This window comes from Pseudogracilibacillus amylolyticus (SeqCode) (genome assembly GCF_051918545.1).
Taxonomy (GTDB): domain Bacteria; phylum Bacillota; class Bacilli; order Bacillales; family Amphibacillaceae; genus Pseudogracilibacillus.
In genome coordinates, this window is record NZ_JBPPZG010000093.1 from 1 (window position 1) to 14,949 (window position 14,949).

Sequence of the window (14,949 nt, forward strand, 5' to 3'; positions counted from 1 at the left end):
CTTAAATTTAGTACCCAGATTTGTAAATTGTTCCCAAAAGAGCGCTGAATTAGTTTTCGGCAAATTTACTTTCGTAATTTGGGATTATCATATTGCATGAGAACTCCTCCCAAACTTTCTTCATATCAGTTAATACGACCCTTAATCAAACAGAGGTATACTTAGCATCATATAATTATACCATTAAACAACAAAAAGAAGGATTTTATCGCTTTTTATAGAAATATAGTAAGTAAGAGAATTCTATAAAAGTAGGTGCGCATAATGATAATAAATAAAGATGAACAGAAAAAGTTAATGGAATTATTTTTTGTCAAATACGAAAAAGGACTTATGCCAAAAAAAATAGAAATTTCTACAAATGATTTTACTGAGTTAGTTGAAATGTTTAAAAAAATAACGAATGACAAAATAATGATTGAAAAACGTGGGGCTTATATTGATATTTATACACTTTCTGGAACGATTGATGTTCGTCTAAGAAGTGATCTTGCACCTTTTCCTACGATGGTGATTGTTGGATTTGCTTTTGAACCAAAAAGGCAAGGTATCGGCACAAAATTTTTACACTGGTTAAAAGATTTCTCAGTTCAAAGAGGTTTTCAACGTTTAATGATTGAAAACTGCAACACAGAGGCAAGTGTCTCCTTTGCGACAAAACACGGATTTTTACCCCTATATCAACAAACCGTTTCAGGGCTTGATTTTGACTTTGGCAAAAGCTATGAAATGTACCTAGATGCAACTCTTGTTAAACAAGTTAGGTAAGAAGTTTAAGTCTGAGCTAATGCTTAGACTTTTTTGTGAGCTTGCAGTGGGCAAAATCCCTATGTTTTACCAAACTTTCAACAGTAGTGGACATTATCTAACTTCCTTATGTGAACCTCCCCCACTAATTACTAACGCAATTTGAAGGGGACTGCGCCTTCGCTTTTTATTTTAAATTGCCTTTAACTTTTCCTTTTTTAAAATAACTTTGATTCTCCTCTTTCCACTCGTTATATAACTTGTGAAATCGTTTTTCATCAGAATCACTGAAACCTTCATAAATCACTTCATCTATATTTTCCTCATTAAAATAAAATACCTCATCATGAATAAGACCAAGCGGATAAAAGCACCCCGAATAATCAAACATTAATTTTTCTCCATCTATTTCCTTGATAGGACCACGATTTAAAATCATTAGTTTATTCGTACGTTCCTTAAGATAGACAATTGATCCAATTGGTAGCAATAGCCGGACCTCCTGTTACAATTATAGTTTCAATAGCAATTTTAAAAAGGAGTATGAATAATTGCTTCACTTAACATCCTCTATTCCATTTTCATATAAGCCAACATGACAGTCAATAATGGAAAAGGCTTAATTATTTGTAGGTCAATAGGACTTACATCACTTACAAATTCAGGCAATTTTTACAACAGAAGATCTTGATAAATATAGAATTAAAATAATAGTAATGACTAAAGAAATCAGATATACCTGAAATTAAAAACGAAAATGGAACCGCTAATTTCATTAACATAGAGGATGTTCCAGCTACTCTTCCTAATAAATGATTCGGTGTAGTGGACTGCCGTAATGTGGAATAATGTATCCCCATCGTTGCACCTCCAAAACCGATTAAAAACATCCCAATGATTAACAGAATCCAAGTAAACGAAAAAACTAATAAAATATATCCAATAAGGTCAATAAAGAGTGCTAGAATCATAATAATACCGCGTTTAAAATAACGCAGTGATTTTTTGGCAATTGATGCTGCAATAATACCTCCAACTGCTGAACTACCAAGGATAATTCCGATTTGCGCTTCCGTTAATTTTAAAATATCTACAGAATAAAATATTAGGACAGCCAACGTAAATGCTCTAGCAATATTAGCCAGCAAAATTACTATAGTTAGAACCCATAAATCCTTATTCTCACGTAAACTTATCCATCCTTCTTTTATCTCATTAACAAATGTACTTTCTTGCTTTTTTTTCATTCCTTGATGAGAGGGTATTTTTACAAATCCGGTGAAAATAAATAAGACAAGAAAACCAATCATGGTGAAGAATAATCCATTCGTGTAGCTAAAGGAAAGTAGTAGCATTCCGGCAAATGCTGGCCCAATGATTTCAATCGTAGATGATGCTAAAGTTATGGAGGAATTTGCTTCTGTCAGTTGTTTTTCAGGAACTAAATTAGGGATTGTACTATGGAATGCATTGCCAAACATATAAGAAGACGTATAAAGAATAAAACCGAGTGCATAAATGAGCCATAACTGTATAGTTGATGTGTATAAAAGAAATATAAGTGCACATAAAACTAAAATCTGAGCAAGAACAGATAGCATTAATATTTTCTTCCGGTGGTATCGATCAACGAGTACACCTATAAAGACGGCAAGGGCTATATTTGGAATAAATTCAATCGCCCTCATACTACTCATAGCTAAAGGGGAATGTGTTAAATCATAGATGATTAAAGGAAGGGAAATTGTGAAGATATAAAAGGTAAATGTAGCAATAGCATTGCCAGACCATAAAAACATAAACCCCGGGTTTCTCCAAACACTTTTATACTTAGGTGAACTTTCTACTTCTTTCAACTCCATGAACAAGTACCTCCTATACACCTTTATTTTTCCATATTTATGTATAAATTCATTTTCATGTATTTACTACACCTTGTCAATAGGGAGTTGAGACTACAGTAGTTTTTCACAAATAAAAGACCTTCTAGATTATTTTGGAAGCACTACGGTGACACTTCTTGTTCTAAATGAATAAACTATCCGAAAAAGGAGTTTTCTAATTGTATAATCAATGTCCTGAAGACCATTATCCATATGTCATACAACCCGGGGATACATTGCAATTTATCGCGAATAGATTGGAAGTTCTGCTTTCAAGAATACTAGCTGCAAACCCAGGAATCGATCCGTATAATCTACGTATTGGTCAAATTATCTGTATTCCGGCTTGTCCTCCAAACCACAAAGCATATATCATCCAGCCGGGGGATACGTTATATGAACTCGCCCGTACATTTAATGTTACGATCGCTAGTATCTTAGAAGCAAATCCTAGTGTAGATCCACAAAGTTTGCGTGTGGCACAAAGAATTTGTATTCCCACGGCTTGTGCTCCTACCAACCCGGATATTAGACTGCAAATAACTCAAATGCAAAATGAGATAGATAGGTTGAAGGCAAAATTAAGCAAAAGACAATAAAACTTATAATAATCTAAAGCGTTTATGGTTCCATATCGAAACGTGCAATTTCTTCTTCATCTAACTCAATTACTAAAGTTGCTTCCAATGCTTGCTCTATAAGTTCTTGTAACGCTTTTTCAGATGGTACAGCCTGGGATACCTCGGAGTTTTCTTCACTTACCCCCAAATCAAAATAAATAGAAAATTTCTCTTCTTGGTCGGGTTCAATGGAGGTCGCGTATGTTTTACCAAGACCTAACCCAGTATCCTGATATTCAGAAGGATTAAAAATATTGAAACCGATAATATTTTTTGAGGTGGCAACTAACGTATCGTGAGGATGAATTTTAATTTCCAAATTTTTATCTTCTATTTGATTAATTTTTTTACTGCCAATATTTTTAATGGTAAATTCGTAATGTAGCACTATTGGTATAAGTTCCTGTCCTTTTTGTTCTCCTTCTGTAATTACAATTGCTCCAGTCTTTTCTTTATCTTTCACTATTTCTACTTGAGTTTCAACAAGTTCAACAGCATAATCCGAAGAACAAGATGCGACTAACATAAAAATAATTAAAAAGAAAAATATACGAATCTGTTTCATTTTGTTTCCCTCCTTTTCTATCCCCTTTTATAAAGCGCTTACATATATATTCATGAAAACACCTGCATTTTACAGCTCCTCCAAACAAATATGTAGAAATTATCTATCATTCTGTTCCTCTCGATTCCATCTCTTATAATAAGTATATGATAGATAACTGCACTTTTTCACAAATATTAATTGCCTTTTACATCAGGCAAAGTCGGTTGGAGTCGGGAAGAGTTAGAAAAAAGCAATAAATGATTTTCCAACTATACTAATTTTTGATCGCAATTACTTGAAGTCTTTTATAATCTGCTACCCAATTTCCTTCCTTATATAACTCATTTTTTAACTTTTGTACAATTTCATGATAAATCACTGTTCTATCCTTCTTAAAAAATTCCGGGAAAAAATCATCCGCAAAACTGTCTAACCAATATTCTAACCCTTTTTCTCCATCTGGAAGAGTAGTCGGGCGATCAAATAAATTTGCGAATGTAACTGTGAACCCATGCTTCTCAAGCAAGGATGTATATTCCCCGATACTTGGAAAATACCACGGATTTCTAGTATCGACTGAATCAATACCATAGTTTTCTTGAAGAACCTCTTCAATTCCACGAATAATTCTCATCACATTACCGGATCCACCGAATTCAGCAACAAATCTTCCATTGGGCTTCAAAATCTTTTCAATTGTTTCCACGACTTTTTCTGCTTGTGTTATCCAATGTAGTGCTGCATTTGAGAAAACAGCATCAAATTTTTCCTCTCGACGATAGTCTACAGCGTCGGCGACTTGAAAATTCAATCCTGGAAATTTCGCTCGTGCTTTCTTAATCATTTCGCTAGAAGCATCAATTCCTGTTACAACAGCGCCTGATTTGGCAATTTCTTCAGTTAAATCCCCTGTTCCACATCCAAGATCTAATATTTCTTCTCCTTGTTTTGGCTGTAGGAGTTCCACTATTCCTTTTCCATATCTAGATACATAACGTAACTTATCATCATATACATCTGCATTCCATACATTGATTGACATAAAATATCATTCCTTTGTAATAGAAATTTAAATTCATACTTATTGTTTAATCGTTCATATTATTGTAGCATAGGATTGATTACATGACACGATGGCATTACAATCTAATGCAACATTTAAATGTTTTCAAAGAGTCTGAAAATGCGCTTATTAAATTAAACGTCAGGAGATTAAAAATGAATTGGGAATTAATTAGTTCGTATGAATATTTAAGAGATGTTGGAATTGCAATCGGTATTTTTTTGTTATTTCTTCTATTTCGAAAAATATTTACAAAGTATGTATTTTCTTTTCTACTAAAATTAAGTCGAAAAACTCGGAGCAATTTTTTTCCTAACATATTTTTAGCATTTGATAAACCGTTCCAATGGTTTTTCATTATTATCGGGATCTATTTATCTGTGAAGTATTACCCGTATCTTAATCATTTGAATCCATTGTTCATTAAGATTATAAAGGCAGCAATTATTTATATTATTAGTTGGGGATTTTTTAATTTAGCGTCAACATCTTCTGTGATTTTCCGGTCGATTAATGAAAAAACAAATATAAAAATTGACGAAATTTTAATTCCATTTTTATCCCGAACAATTCAATTTATCATTGTCGCAGTTAGTGTGACCGTTATTTTACAAGTATTTGATTATGAAATTGGAGCTTTAATCACCGGATTGGGGATAGGTGGACTTGCGATTTCACTTGCTGCACAAGATGCGTTAAAAAATTTATTTGGCGGGATCGTCATTATTACCGAAAAGCCGTTTACAATTGATGAATGGATTTACACACCAAGCGTAGAAGGTACAGTAGAGGATATTTCTTTTCGAAGTACAAAAGTCCGGACATTTGCCCAAGCACTAGTGACGGTGCCAAATGCAACGTTAGCAAATGAACCGATTACGAATTGGAGCAAAATGGGAAAACGACAAATTACTTTTAATTTAACTTTATCTTATGATACACCGAAAGAAAAAATCGAATATGTCGTTCAATCCATACGAGATTTATTAAAAAATCATCCAGAAATCCATCAAGAAACCATATTTGTTACCGTCGATGAATACGATGAATATGGACTTGATGTACTCTTATATTTCTTTACGAAAACGACAGAGTGGGGGAAATACCTTGAAATTAGAGAGGAAATTAATTTGAAAATTTTAGGTATTGTTGAAGAAGCAGACGCTGAAATTGCTATTCCTGCCCAAAAACTTTATACAGATGACCCAAACGAGGACTTACTCAATAGGGTAAGAGGAGAGGCAGAAGAATCTTAAAATCCTCTGATAATGTCATCCCTTCAATAAATAATATATTTACGTAAAGGAGTTACAGCAATGGTATTAAAACATGTTCTTTTTCGTCGTCATAATTTGCTTGTTTTACTTCTACTCGTACTTACAGCAAACATTACTCTTTATCACACTGCTTTTGGGGTAAGCGTTCTTCCAGATAAGCCAAACGGAGTTGTGTTCGGTTCTATCATTGATCTCGCGCTTATCACACCCCTTCTGTTTATTGCTTGGAAACAAAATTGGAATGTAAAAAATATAACTATTGCAATTGCAACTGGACTTGTACTTGTACGTTTTCTAATTCCGATTGAATATTTGAAGCCATTTGTTGCAGTAACATGGATGGGTTTTGCCGTTGAAGGTGCGATTGTTTTATTGGAAGTATTCCTACTTTTTATATTAATTAAATACTTACCATCAATTATCCGTTCCGTTAAAGATAGTTCTTTACCAACAGTATTTTCTTTTCCAGATGCTGTTGATAAACATATAAAGTCATCAACCTTAATCAAAATTATTTCTTCGGAAATGCTGATGTTTTATTATGCGTTTGCAAGTTGGAACAAGATTCCTAATACTAATAAAAATACATTTACCTTACACAAGAATTCGAGTTTCATTGCCATGCAAATCATGCTTATTCACAGTATCGTTCTGGAAACAATCGTTATTCATTGGTGGATTCATGACAGATTTTTTATTTTATCGGTTATTTTACTCGTTTTAAATGTCTATTCGATCATCTTTTTCATAGGAAATTTACAAGCGATCCGTCATAACGCTGTAAAAGTTAGCGGGAATAGTATCTATATATCATTTGGTATAATGAAGCGAATCAAGATTAACATGGACAATATCGAGGAAATAATTGATGATCCAGAAGTTCTTCAAAACAAACTTCCGAAAAATACAATTGATTTCATAGCACGGGACTTTGAAGAGGTTAACCCTCATGTCATTTTAAAGTTAAAAAGACCAACGAAAGCTCAGCTATTATTTGGCTTAGAAAAAGAATTTGAATATATAGCCATACGATTAGATGAACCAAATAGATTTAAAGAAGTATTAATGGAAAAGGCGGTATAACAATAGCATACTTGCCTGATTCTTATGGCGATAATATGAGCGCCATTATCTCCCGGCTGTTAAATGTGGTAAGATATTAAAGGACATTTTTAACAGACAAGGAGATTTAATCAATGTGGTTTATTTTTTCTATCTTAACAGCATTCGCTTGGGGAGCGGCAAATCTGTTTTATAAAAAAGGCTCCAACCCGGATGACAAATTCAGTCATTTAAAAATTGTTACGATGGTTGGCTTTGTAATGGGAATTCACGCTGTATGTTATATGGTTATCAAAGACATTACCTTTGATCCATTTGATATGGTTCGGTATTTTCCCGTTTCATTTATGTATATTTTGTCGATGACGATTGGGTATATCGGGCTAAGATATATTGAATTATCGATCGCAGCACCTGTGCAAAACTCAGCCGGCGCAGTTAGTGCTATTTTATTATTTATCTTTTTCCCTAGAGAAATGAGTTTCATAGATATTGCAGGAATCATTATTGTAACAATCGGGGTTATCGGACTTGCCATTTTTGAAAAACAAGCAGAGGATAGAGCATTAAAGGAAGCAAATGAAACGATTGACCCCAAATATCAATTAAGTGTGCTTGCCATAACATTTCCAATTCTGTATGCATTAATTGACGGGGTTGGTACGTTCGCGGATGGAATTTACTTGGATGAATTAAAACTCATTAGTGAAGATTCTGCCCTACTTGCCTATGAATTCACCTTTTTTATTGTAGCAGTTCTAAGTTATATTTATTTAAAATTTGTTAAGAAGGAAACGTTCATTTTGCTGAAAGAACGTGACAAAGGGGCAGCAGCAATTTTAGAAACAACAGGGCAGTTTTTCTACGTATTTGCAATGGCCGGAAACGCAATTATTGCTGCACCGCTAATTGCCGCACACGGAATTTTTTCGGTTATTTTATCACGAATATTCTTGAAAGAAGTCATGTCTCCTAGGCAATATATGATGATTGGGATTGTGATGCTCGGAATTATTTTCCTTGGGGTTTCAGAAGGGTTATAAGGGAATACTAAATATGGCTGAATATTTCCCTTAGGAGGCATTTGTTATGTCAGATTTTTGTCCTGTTCCCTGGCCCGAAGAACCGACGCCAGAACACCTTATAGATTGTAAAGAATGTGGTCTTTTTAAACATGATACCCGCATGATTTGGGGCGAAGGAAATCCCAATGCTTCCCTAATGATTTTATTGGATAACCCGGGAGCGCGAGAAGATAAAGAAGGAAGAGAATTTGTTTGCGGAACAAGACAAGCTTTACAACAAGCAGCGTATGAGGTTGGGTTGGGTGAGCAAGAGATTTATGTAACATATGTGCTAAAAAGACAACCTAGAAAAAAATATGATAAAGAAAGTGCTCGAAAAACTTGTATAAAACACTTTGAAAAGCAATTGAAAGAAAAACAGCCTTCGCTTATCTTTTGTATGGGAAATGTTGCTGTACAAAGTTTTTTTGGAAATGATGATGCTGAGGTCAAAACACTTCGTGGGAAAATTCATCTAGTAAATGGATTTTCGACTGCAGTTGCTTATCATCCATTAGCAATAAGACGACGCCCAAATTTACGTGCTGGTTTTATAGAAGATTGGGAATTAGTAGTTGAAGAAATGAACAAGCAGAACTTATCATAAGTTTTGCTTGTTTTTTTAATGCGTCGAACAATTTACATCTTCCTTATCCAGCGGGAGACTCGGCATCTTGCATGAGCGACTCGGCATCTTTTCTAGTCACTAAGCGTATGGAGCGTGTGACTAGACATCTTTTACAGCCACTAAGCATCTTGCATGAGCGACTTGGCATCTTTTTCTACCACTAAGCATGTTGGGCGCGTGACTCAGCATCTTTTTCTGTCACTAAGCATGTTGGGCGCGTGACTCGGCATCTTTTTCTGTCACTAAGCATATTGGGCGCGTGACTCGGCATCTTTTTCTGTCACTAAGCGTCTTGAACGGGCGACTTTGCATCTTTTCTAGCCACTAAGCATTTGGAGCGGGCAATTCGGCATCTTATACGAAAGACTCGCCCATCATACGAACACTACTAAGCATAATCCAAACAGACTCTTTCATTTCACTCCATATATTGTATAATAATGGTAAGAAAAGGTGCAAATTGTGTTTTCTTTTCGATTCAGTTTTCGATCGTAGTTATATTTTTGCTTGGTTCCTATTTTCTATGGAGCAAACGAAAAATTAAAAATAAAATGCAATTGGAAATTTGCTAAAGGTAGAATTTTGGAGTGTTGGAACTTTTATTCATCGCTATCTTTTTGATTGGCTGTTATATAAGTATAGCGTTAGCTAATCCAATGGAACTTTTGCCATTTATGGTAAGTGGATTATTGCTTTTAATATCAATTAATCAAGCTATTGAAAAATGTATCTATTACCGAAAAGACAAAGTTTATTGTCACCAAACCCTTCACAGCGCCTCATTTTTATCTCTTATTTTTTAATATGATTGATCAAGGAGGTTTTTAAATGTACTTTTTTACGTTTCTTTTTTACTTTCTTCTATTGCTATTCATTTTTACATTCATTCTTGCGCTAAATGGTCACCCCGCTTTTTATTTGCTTTCAGCATTTTCTATTTATATTTGTAGCTTTCTTGGCGGATTTTCTATTGGTCAAATTACGGTAGGACTTACATTTATTCCACTTACATTGGGTATTGCTTCATTTTTAGGGTTAATCAAAAAAGGACATCATACTCCTCTTTACGCTGGCTTAGGTTTGATAATTGGAATTTTTGCAGTCATTTTTATTGGAAATGAACTATTTTATCCGATATTTATGTTTTTTTCATAATTAAAAAGACTCCCTTCTTAGGAAGTCTTCGCCTAAATCGTTTTTCTTTTTCGTATCATGTCTAATGGCTTTACTGAAATTTGTTTTTCACTTTCATCGAAATTATCTCTTAACCAAGAAACAGCCATTGTTCCATATCCTGTGTGGACTCCAGCAACGGGAACTAATGTCTCAATTTTTACTTTTAGTTGCTGATGAATTTTCTCTATTTCTTCTTTCCAATCTTGAGCACGTTCTTTTACACCCGCATGCATCACACATATTTCTTTTAAATTATAATTTTTGATCGCATCTGACATTGTTTGAAAAAGACGTCGTTGAGCTCTTTTTTTCGTTCGAATTTTTTCTTCCACAATCACTTTTCCGTTTTGAAAACGCAATACAAGATTTATATTTAATAAACTAGCAAATACAGCTTGTGTCGTACTTACCCTGCCACTCCGTTTTAATTGATTCAGACTTGCCGGCAATAAATACATTTCTGTTTGCTCTGGATATTCTCGTAATCTAGTGATAATTTCTTCATACGATTTCCCTTGCTTTTCAAGTTCAATTCCATTTTTGATCATTTTACCTAAAGCATATGCACCTATTTTCGAGTCAATCACTTCGACCGGAAAACCTGTTTGTTTGGATGCATTTATTGAACTTCCATATGTTCCAGTTAGTGCACTCGATGCATGGATAGCTATCCCGTAATCATACTCCTCTCCTAATCTTTCATACAGATCAAGGAACTCACCGAACGCTGGCTGACTCGTTGTTGCACCTTCCCCATGTACTTTTAACAGTTCATAAAATTTATTTTCAGTAAATTCAATATCCTCTTTATATGAAACACCATTTACAATAACATTTAGTGGTAGTACAAATATATTATTACTCTTTATAAATTCTTCTGAAAGTCCACATGTACTATCAGTAATCCAAGCAAGTTTTTTCATCATTATCCCCTTAGTCGTTCACATTTATTAACCTAATAATATATTTAATTATCAAAATAAGCAATTACTTATCGGTCGTACTTAGCCAGAGTCCAAGACACTTGGCATGTTTTAGCATGTGGCAAGACTCTATTTCTTCCACGGTACATCCCTTCTGCAGATGGATCTTTGAAAAATAGTAAAAGAGCATTCATGGCATCTTCTTGCAGACAAATATTGGTTCAAAAGCGGGGAAATTTGTACGAGGCATCTTCCAACGGACAAATAGCTGTTCAAAAACAGCGAGATTTGTCCGAGGCAACTTCCAACGGACAAAGAGTTATTCTAAAACAGCAAGATTTGTCCGAGGCATCTTCCAGCGGACAAAGAGTTGTTCAAAAACAGCGAGATTTGTCCGCGACACCTTACAGCAGACAAATATCTGTTCAAAAACAGCAAGATTTGTCCGGGGCAACTTCCAACGGACAAAGAGTTATTCTAAAACAGCGAGATTTATCCACAACACCGCCTATTAAAAAAGGAAGCTGCCAAGAGTTTTCTCGACAGTCCATGTTTTCTATAGTAGAAGTATTTTACTCTGTATATTCATTTCCTTTTCCGCATCATATCAAGTGGCTTAACAGGACGCTCGACTTTCATTTTCACCGTCATAAGTGGGTGGCGGGCACGATCGATTTCTTCCCCTTCTTCATCCCATAATACATCAATTTTTTGTGTGTGATGACTAAAGCCTGGTCCGTAAAACTCTATCTCGTCACCGATGCCAAAACTATTTCGCTGTTCAATCGTAGCTATTCCTGTTTTTTCGTCATAGTCTAACACTTGTCCGATAAAAGTATAGCCGGGAATTTTTCGTCGTTTTCCAAACAACTGTTGATCCTCTGTCGGTACCCCATAATAAAAACCAGTTGCTAGTTCACGCTGGGCAACTTTCCAAAGTTCATCTTCCCACTCTTGATTAAACTCGTAGTTGTCTGGATCTTCACAAAATGCATTTACTGCACGGCTATAAACATTAGAAACCGTTGATACATAATGGATTGACTTCATTCGTCCTTCAATTTTTAAACTGTCTACCCCATTTCTTACAAGATCAGGAATATGATGAATCATCGACATATCCACTGCACTCATGGAGAAAGCCTCTTCTGGATCCCCGCCTAATAACGATATTCGTTCTCCTGCTTCGGGCATTTCGAATAATTCATATTTCCATCGACAAGACTGAGAACATCCCCCACGGTTCGCATCACGTGCCGACATATGATTTGATAATGTACAACGACCTGAATATGAAATACACATGGCACCATGAATAAAAGTTTCGATTTCTACATCTGTATTTTGCCTAATCTGCTTTATCTCATCCATACTTACTTCACGAGCTAAAACGACTCTCTCTAACCCCTCAGAATGCCAGAAGTTCAACGTTTCATAATTCGTTGCCGAGGCCTGAGTAGATAAGTGAACAGGAAGTCCTGGAGCATCCATCATACAAATTTCCATTAACGCTGGATCCGACACAATGACCGCGTCAATTCCGATGTCCCGAATTGTCCGGAAAAAATCCCCTGCCCCTTGCGCATCTTCCTCATGTGTCACCATATTTGCTGCCACATACACTTTTGCCTGATGCTTTTTAGCAAAATTCACTCCATCTTTCATTTCATCATACGAGAAATTTCCCGCACGGCTCCGTAGCCCGTACGCATTCCCACCAATGTAAACAGCGTCCGCTCCATAATGTATCGCTGTTTTTAATTTTTCTAAAGTCCCTGCCGGAGCTAGAACTTCTGGTTTTTTTAGTTTTATATTTGTTTTCATGACCATTCTCTCTCTCCTACTGCACTTCACTTGGATGTTTTAAGAAAAATCCTTCATTTAAGGTTCTTTTTGGTGGATGCAATTCGCACACTTTGTCATTTAACTTATGTGCCAATTGTTCTGTCCACGTTCCTTTAATAATCGCATTCTTTGCTTCGACAAATAGTTCAGCAATCTGAACAAATTCTTTTCCCCTCGTATAAATACCATCCAATTTCCATTTCGTAAGTCCCGCTTCTGCAAGATCATTTACATGTAACGCAAGATTAATATCATCTGTCGCAAAAATATGTGTTCCTTGTGCATCTTCATAAATTGAATAATGTGTGTCTGGCTTTTTAGGTTCTGAAATAAAAAGACCTCTTTCTTTAGATACCGATTCATGTTGGTTTGTAAAACTAAAATAATTTTCCGCCAAAGGTCGTTTCGAATGGTGGATACATGTCGCACCATATACAAGAACTTCGATTGGAATCTCTACTTGTTCACTCATTTGTTTTAATTCAATAAATGTTAGTTCTCTAGCAAGTACCGCGCCAACTGCACCACGCTTAGCCCAAAAGTTCACTTGCCTCGCACTTGTTATAAGTGTCTGGGCATCATAAATAAATGGAAGATCAAGCTCTTCCTTTTTTAGCATGTGAATAACACCCGGATCTCCTACTGTAATCTCATCAACTTTAAATTCATGTAGCTTTTTCAAATAAGGCGTAATTTTTTCAATATGTTCATTGTGCATGAGCGCATTTACCGCAACACATACCTTTTTCCCTTCCGTATGGGCGATTTCTGCTATTTCCTTCAGCTCTTTCAGTGAAAAAGATGTTGGCAAACGCAGACCAAATGCTTCATTTCCGATATACAACGTGTCAACATCGGCGTCAAGTAAGTCTTTCGCCTGTTCAACCGATTCTGCAGTCGCTATGATTTCTATCATCTTATTCCATCTCCTTCTACTTTAGCGTATCATAGAAAACTTAGTATCAACTTCCAAATATTTGACAAAATACCGAGTCTTTTCTCTCGCTCTCCTTGCCTAAATTTCAATACCTATTATGATAGAAAATAGATGGTGTATTTCTTGAAAGGGGATTTATATGGACCTTATTATTCGAAATGCAAGAGTTAGAGATAGAGAGAACTTGATAGATATCGCAATTAAAGATGGAAAGTTTGAACAGATTATGACGAAAATTAATGTGGAGGCAAAAAAGAAATTAATGCGAACGGAAAATTAGTGAGCACCCCATTTGTGGAATCACATGTTCATCTCGATTCGGCACTTAGTGGCGGTAGGCCAAGACTCAATGAATCCGGAACATTACTCGAAGCGATTAACATCTGGGGTGCGTATAAACAAACATTAACAAAGGAAGACATAAAGAAAAATGCCAAAAAAGCGGTGGAGTGGCTTGTTACAAATGGTGTCTTACGCATTCGTGCACATACAGATTCCACAGAACCAACACTCATGACGATGGAGGCTATTTTAGAGCTGAAAGAAGATATGTAAGATTAAATTTTAATTGATAATTCTCTTATAGGAAAATCGTGACCAATTCCATCTTCCTACAAGGAGAATGGTCACGATTAACCTCTAATCGTGACCACTTTTAATCTACAATGGCAAAATGGGCTTGATTCACTCTTGATTGTGACCGTTTCTTCTACTCTCCAACGAAAACGGGCACATTTAACTACTAATCGTGACCGCACTCGCTTTCCCAGACGCCTTAGGGGAACAATTAATAAAAATTCTTCCATGATTAAGGATCGTTAACCCTGCGACTGTAATTTCCCGATTAAGGGTAGCGAAGTTCTATAGAAATATAAAAATCACCAACTCCTAAACGGCACCGCTCCCGGATCATTATTGACCACAATCTGATATATCGGTACAGCATAAGCGATGACGGAAAGGGCAATTGATACTCCGATCCAAACCGACCATCTTTCGAGTATCGGTGGTGGATCTTCTGCTTTTTCACGAATTACACCAATTGGATATTCGATCGTTTTTTCTGACTTTGGAGCAAAAAACAACAATTTAATCCAAATGTAAAGCAATAACACGATTGCAATAAAGAGAATCACTCCACCTACTCCAATAACTTGCCCATATGAGAGCCATGACA

The 14,949-nt window shown here is 35.6% G+C and carries 16 protein-coding genes and 1 pseudogene; 9 read left to right on the forward strand and 8 right to left on the reverse strand.

What is annotated here, in order from left to right; translation table 11 throughout:
- Nucleotides 1-264: 264 nt before the first annotated feature.
- The gene (locus ACPYKA_RS11390; protein ID WP_479542405.1) at nucleotides 265-768 is read left to right on the forward strand and encodes a GNAT family N-acetyltransferase; all 504 of its coding nucleotides are present in this window, start codon (nucleotides 265-267) and stop codon (nucleotides 766-768) included.
- Nucleotides 769-934: 166 nt separating this feature from the next.
- On the opposite strand, the gene ACPYKA_RS11395 is transcribed toward ACPYKA_RS11390, so the two are convergent.
- Together ACPYKA_RS11395 and ACPYKA_RS11400 are read right to left on the reverse strand one after the other, a co-directional pair.
- Nucleotides 935-1,237, reverse strand: a complete 303-nt coding sequence (locus ACPYKA_RS11395; RefSeq protein ID WP_479542406.1) for a DUF4176 domain-containing protein — start codon at nucleotides 1,235-1,237, stop codon at nucleotides 935-937.
- A 163-nt stretch (nucleotides 1,238-1,400) separates the two neighbouring features.
- The gene (locus tag ACPYKA_RS11400; RefSeq protein ID WP_479542407.1) at nucleotides 1,401-2,609 is read right to left on the reverse strand and encodes an MFS transporter; all 1,209 of its coding nucleotides are present in this window, start codon (nucleotides 2,607-2,609) and stop codon (nucleotides 1,401-1,403) included.
- A gap of 200 nt (nucleotides 2,610-2,809) precedes the next feature.
- On the opposite strand from ACPYKA_RS11400, the gene ACPYKA_RS11405 reads away from it, so the two are divergent.
- A complete protein-coding gene (locus ACPYKA_RS11405; protein ID WP_479542408.1) occupies nucleotides 2,810-3,229 on the forward strand; it encodes a LysM peptidoglycan-binding domain-containing protein in 420 nt (139 codons plus the stop codon).
- Between the two features lie 22 nt (nucleotides 3,230-3,251).
- Here the strand turns inward: ACPYKA_RS11405 and ACPYKA_RS11410 are convergent, their stop codons facing one another.
- Complete coding sequence (locus ACPYKA_RS11410) at nucleotides 3,252-3,815, reverse strand: hypothetical protein (protein WP_479542409.1); 564 nt, start codon at nucleotides 3,813-3,815, stop codon at nucleotides 3,252-3,254.
- A 256-nt stretch (nucleotides 3,816-4,071) separates the two neighbouring features.
- The gene (locus ACPYKA_RS11415; RefSeq protein WP_479542410.1) at nucleotides 4,072-4,839 is read right to left on the reverse strand and encodes a class I SAM-dependent methyltransferase; all 768 of its coding nucleotides are present in this window, start codon (nucleotides 4,837-4,839) and stop codon (nucleotides 4,072-4,074) included.
- Between the two features lie 176 nt (nucleotides 4,840-5,015).
- Between ACPYKA_RS11415 and ACPYKA_RS11420 the strand changes: the two genes are divergently transcribed.
- From ACPYKA_RS11420 to ACPYKA_RS11440, 5 genes are all read left to right on the forward strand, one after another.
- The gene (locus ACPYKA_RS11420; RefSeq protein ID WP_479542411.1) at nucleotides 5,016-6,116 is read left to right on the forward strand and encodes a mechanosensitive ion channel family protein; all 1,101 of its coding nucleotides are present in this window, start codon (nucleotides 5,016-5,018) and stop codon (nucleotides 6,114-6,116) included.
- A gap of 60 nt (nucleotides 6,117-6,176) precedes the next feature.
- On the forward strand, nucleotides 6,177-7,220 hold the full coding sequence (locus tag ACPYKA_RS11425) for a beta-carotene 15,15'-monooxygenase (RefSeq protein WP_479542412.1): 1,044 nt from the start codon (nucleotides 6,177-6,179) through the stop codon (nucleotides 7,218-7,220).
- A gap of 113 nt (nucleotides 7,221-7,333) precedes the next feature.
- Entirely contained in the window at nucleotides 7,334-8,242 is a 909-nt protein-coding gene (locus tag ACPYKA_RS11430) for an EamA family transporter (RefSeq protein WP_479542413.1), read from the forward strand.
- Between the two features lie 46 nt (nucleotides 8,243-8,288).
- The gene (locus ACPYKA_RS11435; protein WP_479542414.1) at nucleotides 8,289-8,870 is read left to right on the forward strand and encodes a uracil-DNA glycosylase; all 582 of its coding nucleotides are present in this window, start codon (nucleotides 8,289-8,291) and stop codon (nucleotides 8,868-8,870) included.
- A gap of 849 nt (nucleotides 8,871-9,719) precedes the next feature.
- Nucleotides 9,720-10,046, forward strand: coding sequence for a hypothetical protein (locus tag ACPYKA_RS11440; protein WP_479542415.1), 327 nt, complete (start codon nucleotides 9,720-9,722; stop codon nucleotides 10,044-10,046).
- Between the two features lie 32 nt (nucleotides 10,047-10,078).
- Here the strand turns inward: ACPYKA_RS11440 and ACPYKA_RS11445 are convergent, their stop codons facing one another.
- From ACPYKA_RS11445 to ACPYKA_RS11455, 3 genes are all read right to left on the reverse strand, one after another.
- Nucleotides 10,079-10,990 (reverse strand): DegV family protein, encoded by a 912-nt coding sequence (locus ACPYKA_RS11445; protein ID WP_479542416.1) that lies wholly within the window; start codon nucleotides 10,988-10,990, stop codon nucleotides 10,079-10,081.
- 585 nt (nucleotides 10,991-11,575) lie between these two features.
- The gene (locus ACPYKA_RS11450; protein WP_479542419.1) at nucleotides 11,576-12,814 is read right to left on the reverse strand and encodes a peptidase U32 family protein; all 1,239 of its coding nucleotides are present in this window, start codon (nucleotides 12,812-12,814) and stop codon (nucleotides 11,576-11,578) included.
- A gap of 16 nt (nucleotides 12,815-12,830) precedes the next feature.
- On the reverse strand, nucleotides 12,831-13,748 hold the full coding sequence (locus ACPYKA_RS11455) for a peptidase U32 family protein (RefSeq protein WP_479542420.1): 918 nt from the start codon (nucleotides 13,746-13,748) through the stop codon (nucleotides 12,831-12,833).
- Between the two features lie 163 nt (nucleotides 13,749-13,911).
- Here ACPYKA_RS11455 and ACPYKA_RS11460 point away from each other — a divergent pair, with 163 nt between their 5' ends.
- Both ACPYKA_RS11460 and ACPYKA_RS11465 read left to right on the forward strand, forming a co-directional pair.
- A complete protein-coding gene (locus ACPYKA_RS11460; protein ID WP_479542417.1) occupies nucleotides 13,912-14,052 on the forward strand; it encodes a hypothetical protein in 141 nt (46 codons plus the stop codon).
- Nucleotides 14,053-14,066: 14 nt separating this feature from the next.
- The gene (locus ACPYKA_RS11465; RefSeq protein WP_479542418.1) at nucleotides 14,067-14,327 is read left to right on the forward strand and encodes a hypothetical protein; all 261 of its coding nucleotides are present in this window, start codon (nucleotides 14,067-14,069) and stop codon (nucleotides 14,325-14,327) included.
- A 323-nt stretch (nucleotides 14,328-14,650) separates the two neighbouring features.
- Here the strand turns inward: ACPYKA_RS11465 and ACPYKA_RS11470 are convergent.
- A pseudogene (locus ACPYKA_RS11470) lies at nucleotides 14,651-14,949 on the reverse strand (cytochrome C); the annotation flags it as partial.

Excerpts from the sequence above, each read along its gene's own strand:
- ACPYKA_RS11445 (WP_479542416.1), bottom strand. The coding sequence starts at position 10,990 with ATGAAAAAACTTGCTTGGATTACTGATAGTACATGTGGACTTTCAGAA.
- ACPYKA_RS11440 (WP_479542415.1), top strand. The coding sequence starts at position 9,720 with ATGTACTTTTTTACGTTTCTTTTTTACTTTCTTCTATTGCTATTCATT.
- ACPYKA_RS11435 (WP_479542414.1), top strand. The coding sequence starts at position 8,289 with ATGTCAGATTTTTGTCCTGTTCCCTGGCCCGAAGAACCGACGCCAGAA.
- ACPYKA_RS11400 (WP_479542407.1), bottom strand. The coding sequence starts at position 2,609 with ATGGAGTTGAAAGAAGTAGAAAGTTCACCTAAGTATAAAAGTGTTTGG.
- ACPYKA_RS11450 (WP_479542419.1), bottom strand. The coding sequence starts at position 12,814 with ATGAAAACAAATATAAAACTAAAAAAACCAGAAGTTCTAGCTCCGGCA.
- ACPYKA_RS11460 (WP_479542417.1), top strand. The coding sequence starts at position 13,912 with ATGGACCTTATTATTCGAAATGCAAGAGTTAGAGATAGAGAGAACTTG.
- ACPYKA_RS11390 (WP_479542405.1), top strand. The coding sequence starts at position 265 with ATGATAATAAATAAAGATGAACAGAAAAAGTTAATGGAATTATTTTTT.
- ACPYKA_RS11410 (WP_479542409.1), bottom strand. The coding sequence starts at position 3,815 with ATGAAACAGATTCGTATATTTTTCTTTTTAATTATTTTTATGTTAGTC.
- ACPYKA_RS11415 (WP_479542410.1), bottom strand. The coding sequence starts at position 4,839 with ATGTCAATCAATGTATGGAATGCAGATGTATATGATGATAAGTTACGT.
- ACPYKA_RS11420 (WP_479542411.1), top strand. The coding sequence starts at position 5,016 with ATGAATTGGGAATTAATTAGTTCGTATGAATATTTAAGAGATGTTGGA.
- ACPYKA_RS11430 (WP_479542413.1), top strand. The coding sequence starts at position 7,334 with ATGTGGTTTATTTTTTCTATCTTAACAGCATTCGCTTGGGGAGCGGCA.
- ACPYKA_RS11425 (WP_479542412.1), top strand. The coding sequence starts at position 6,177 with ATGGTATTAAAACATGTTCTTTTTCGTCGTCATAATTTGCTTGTTTTA.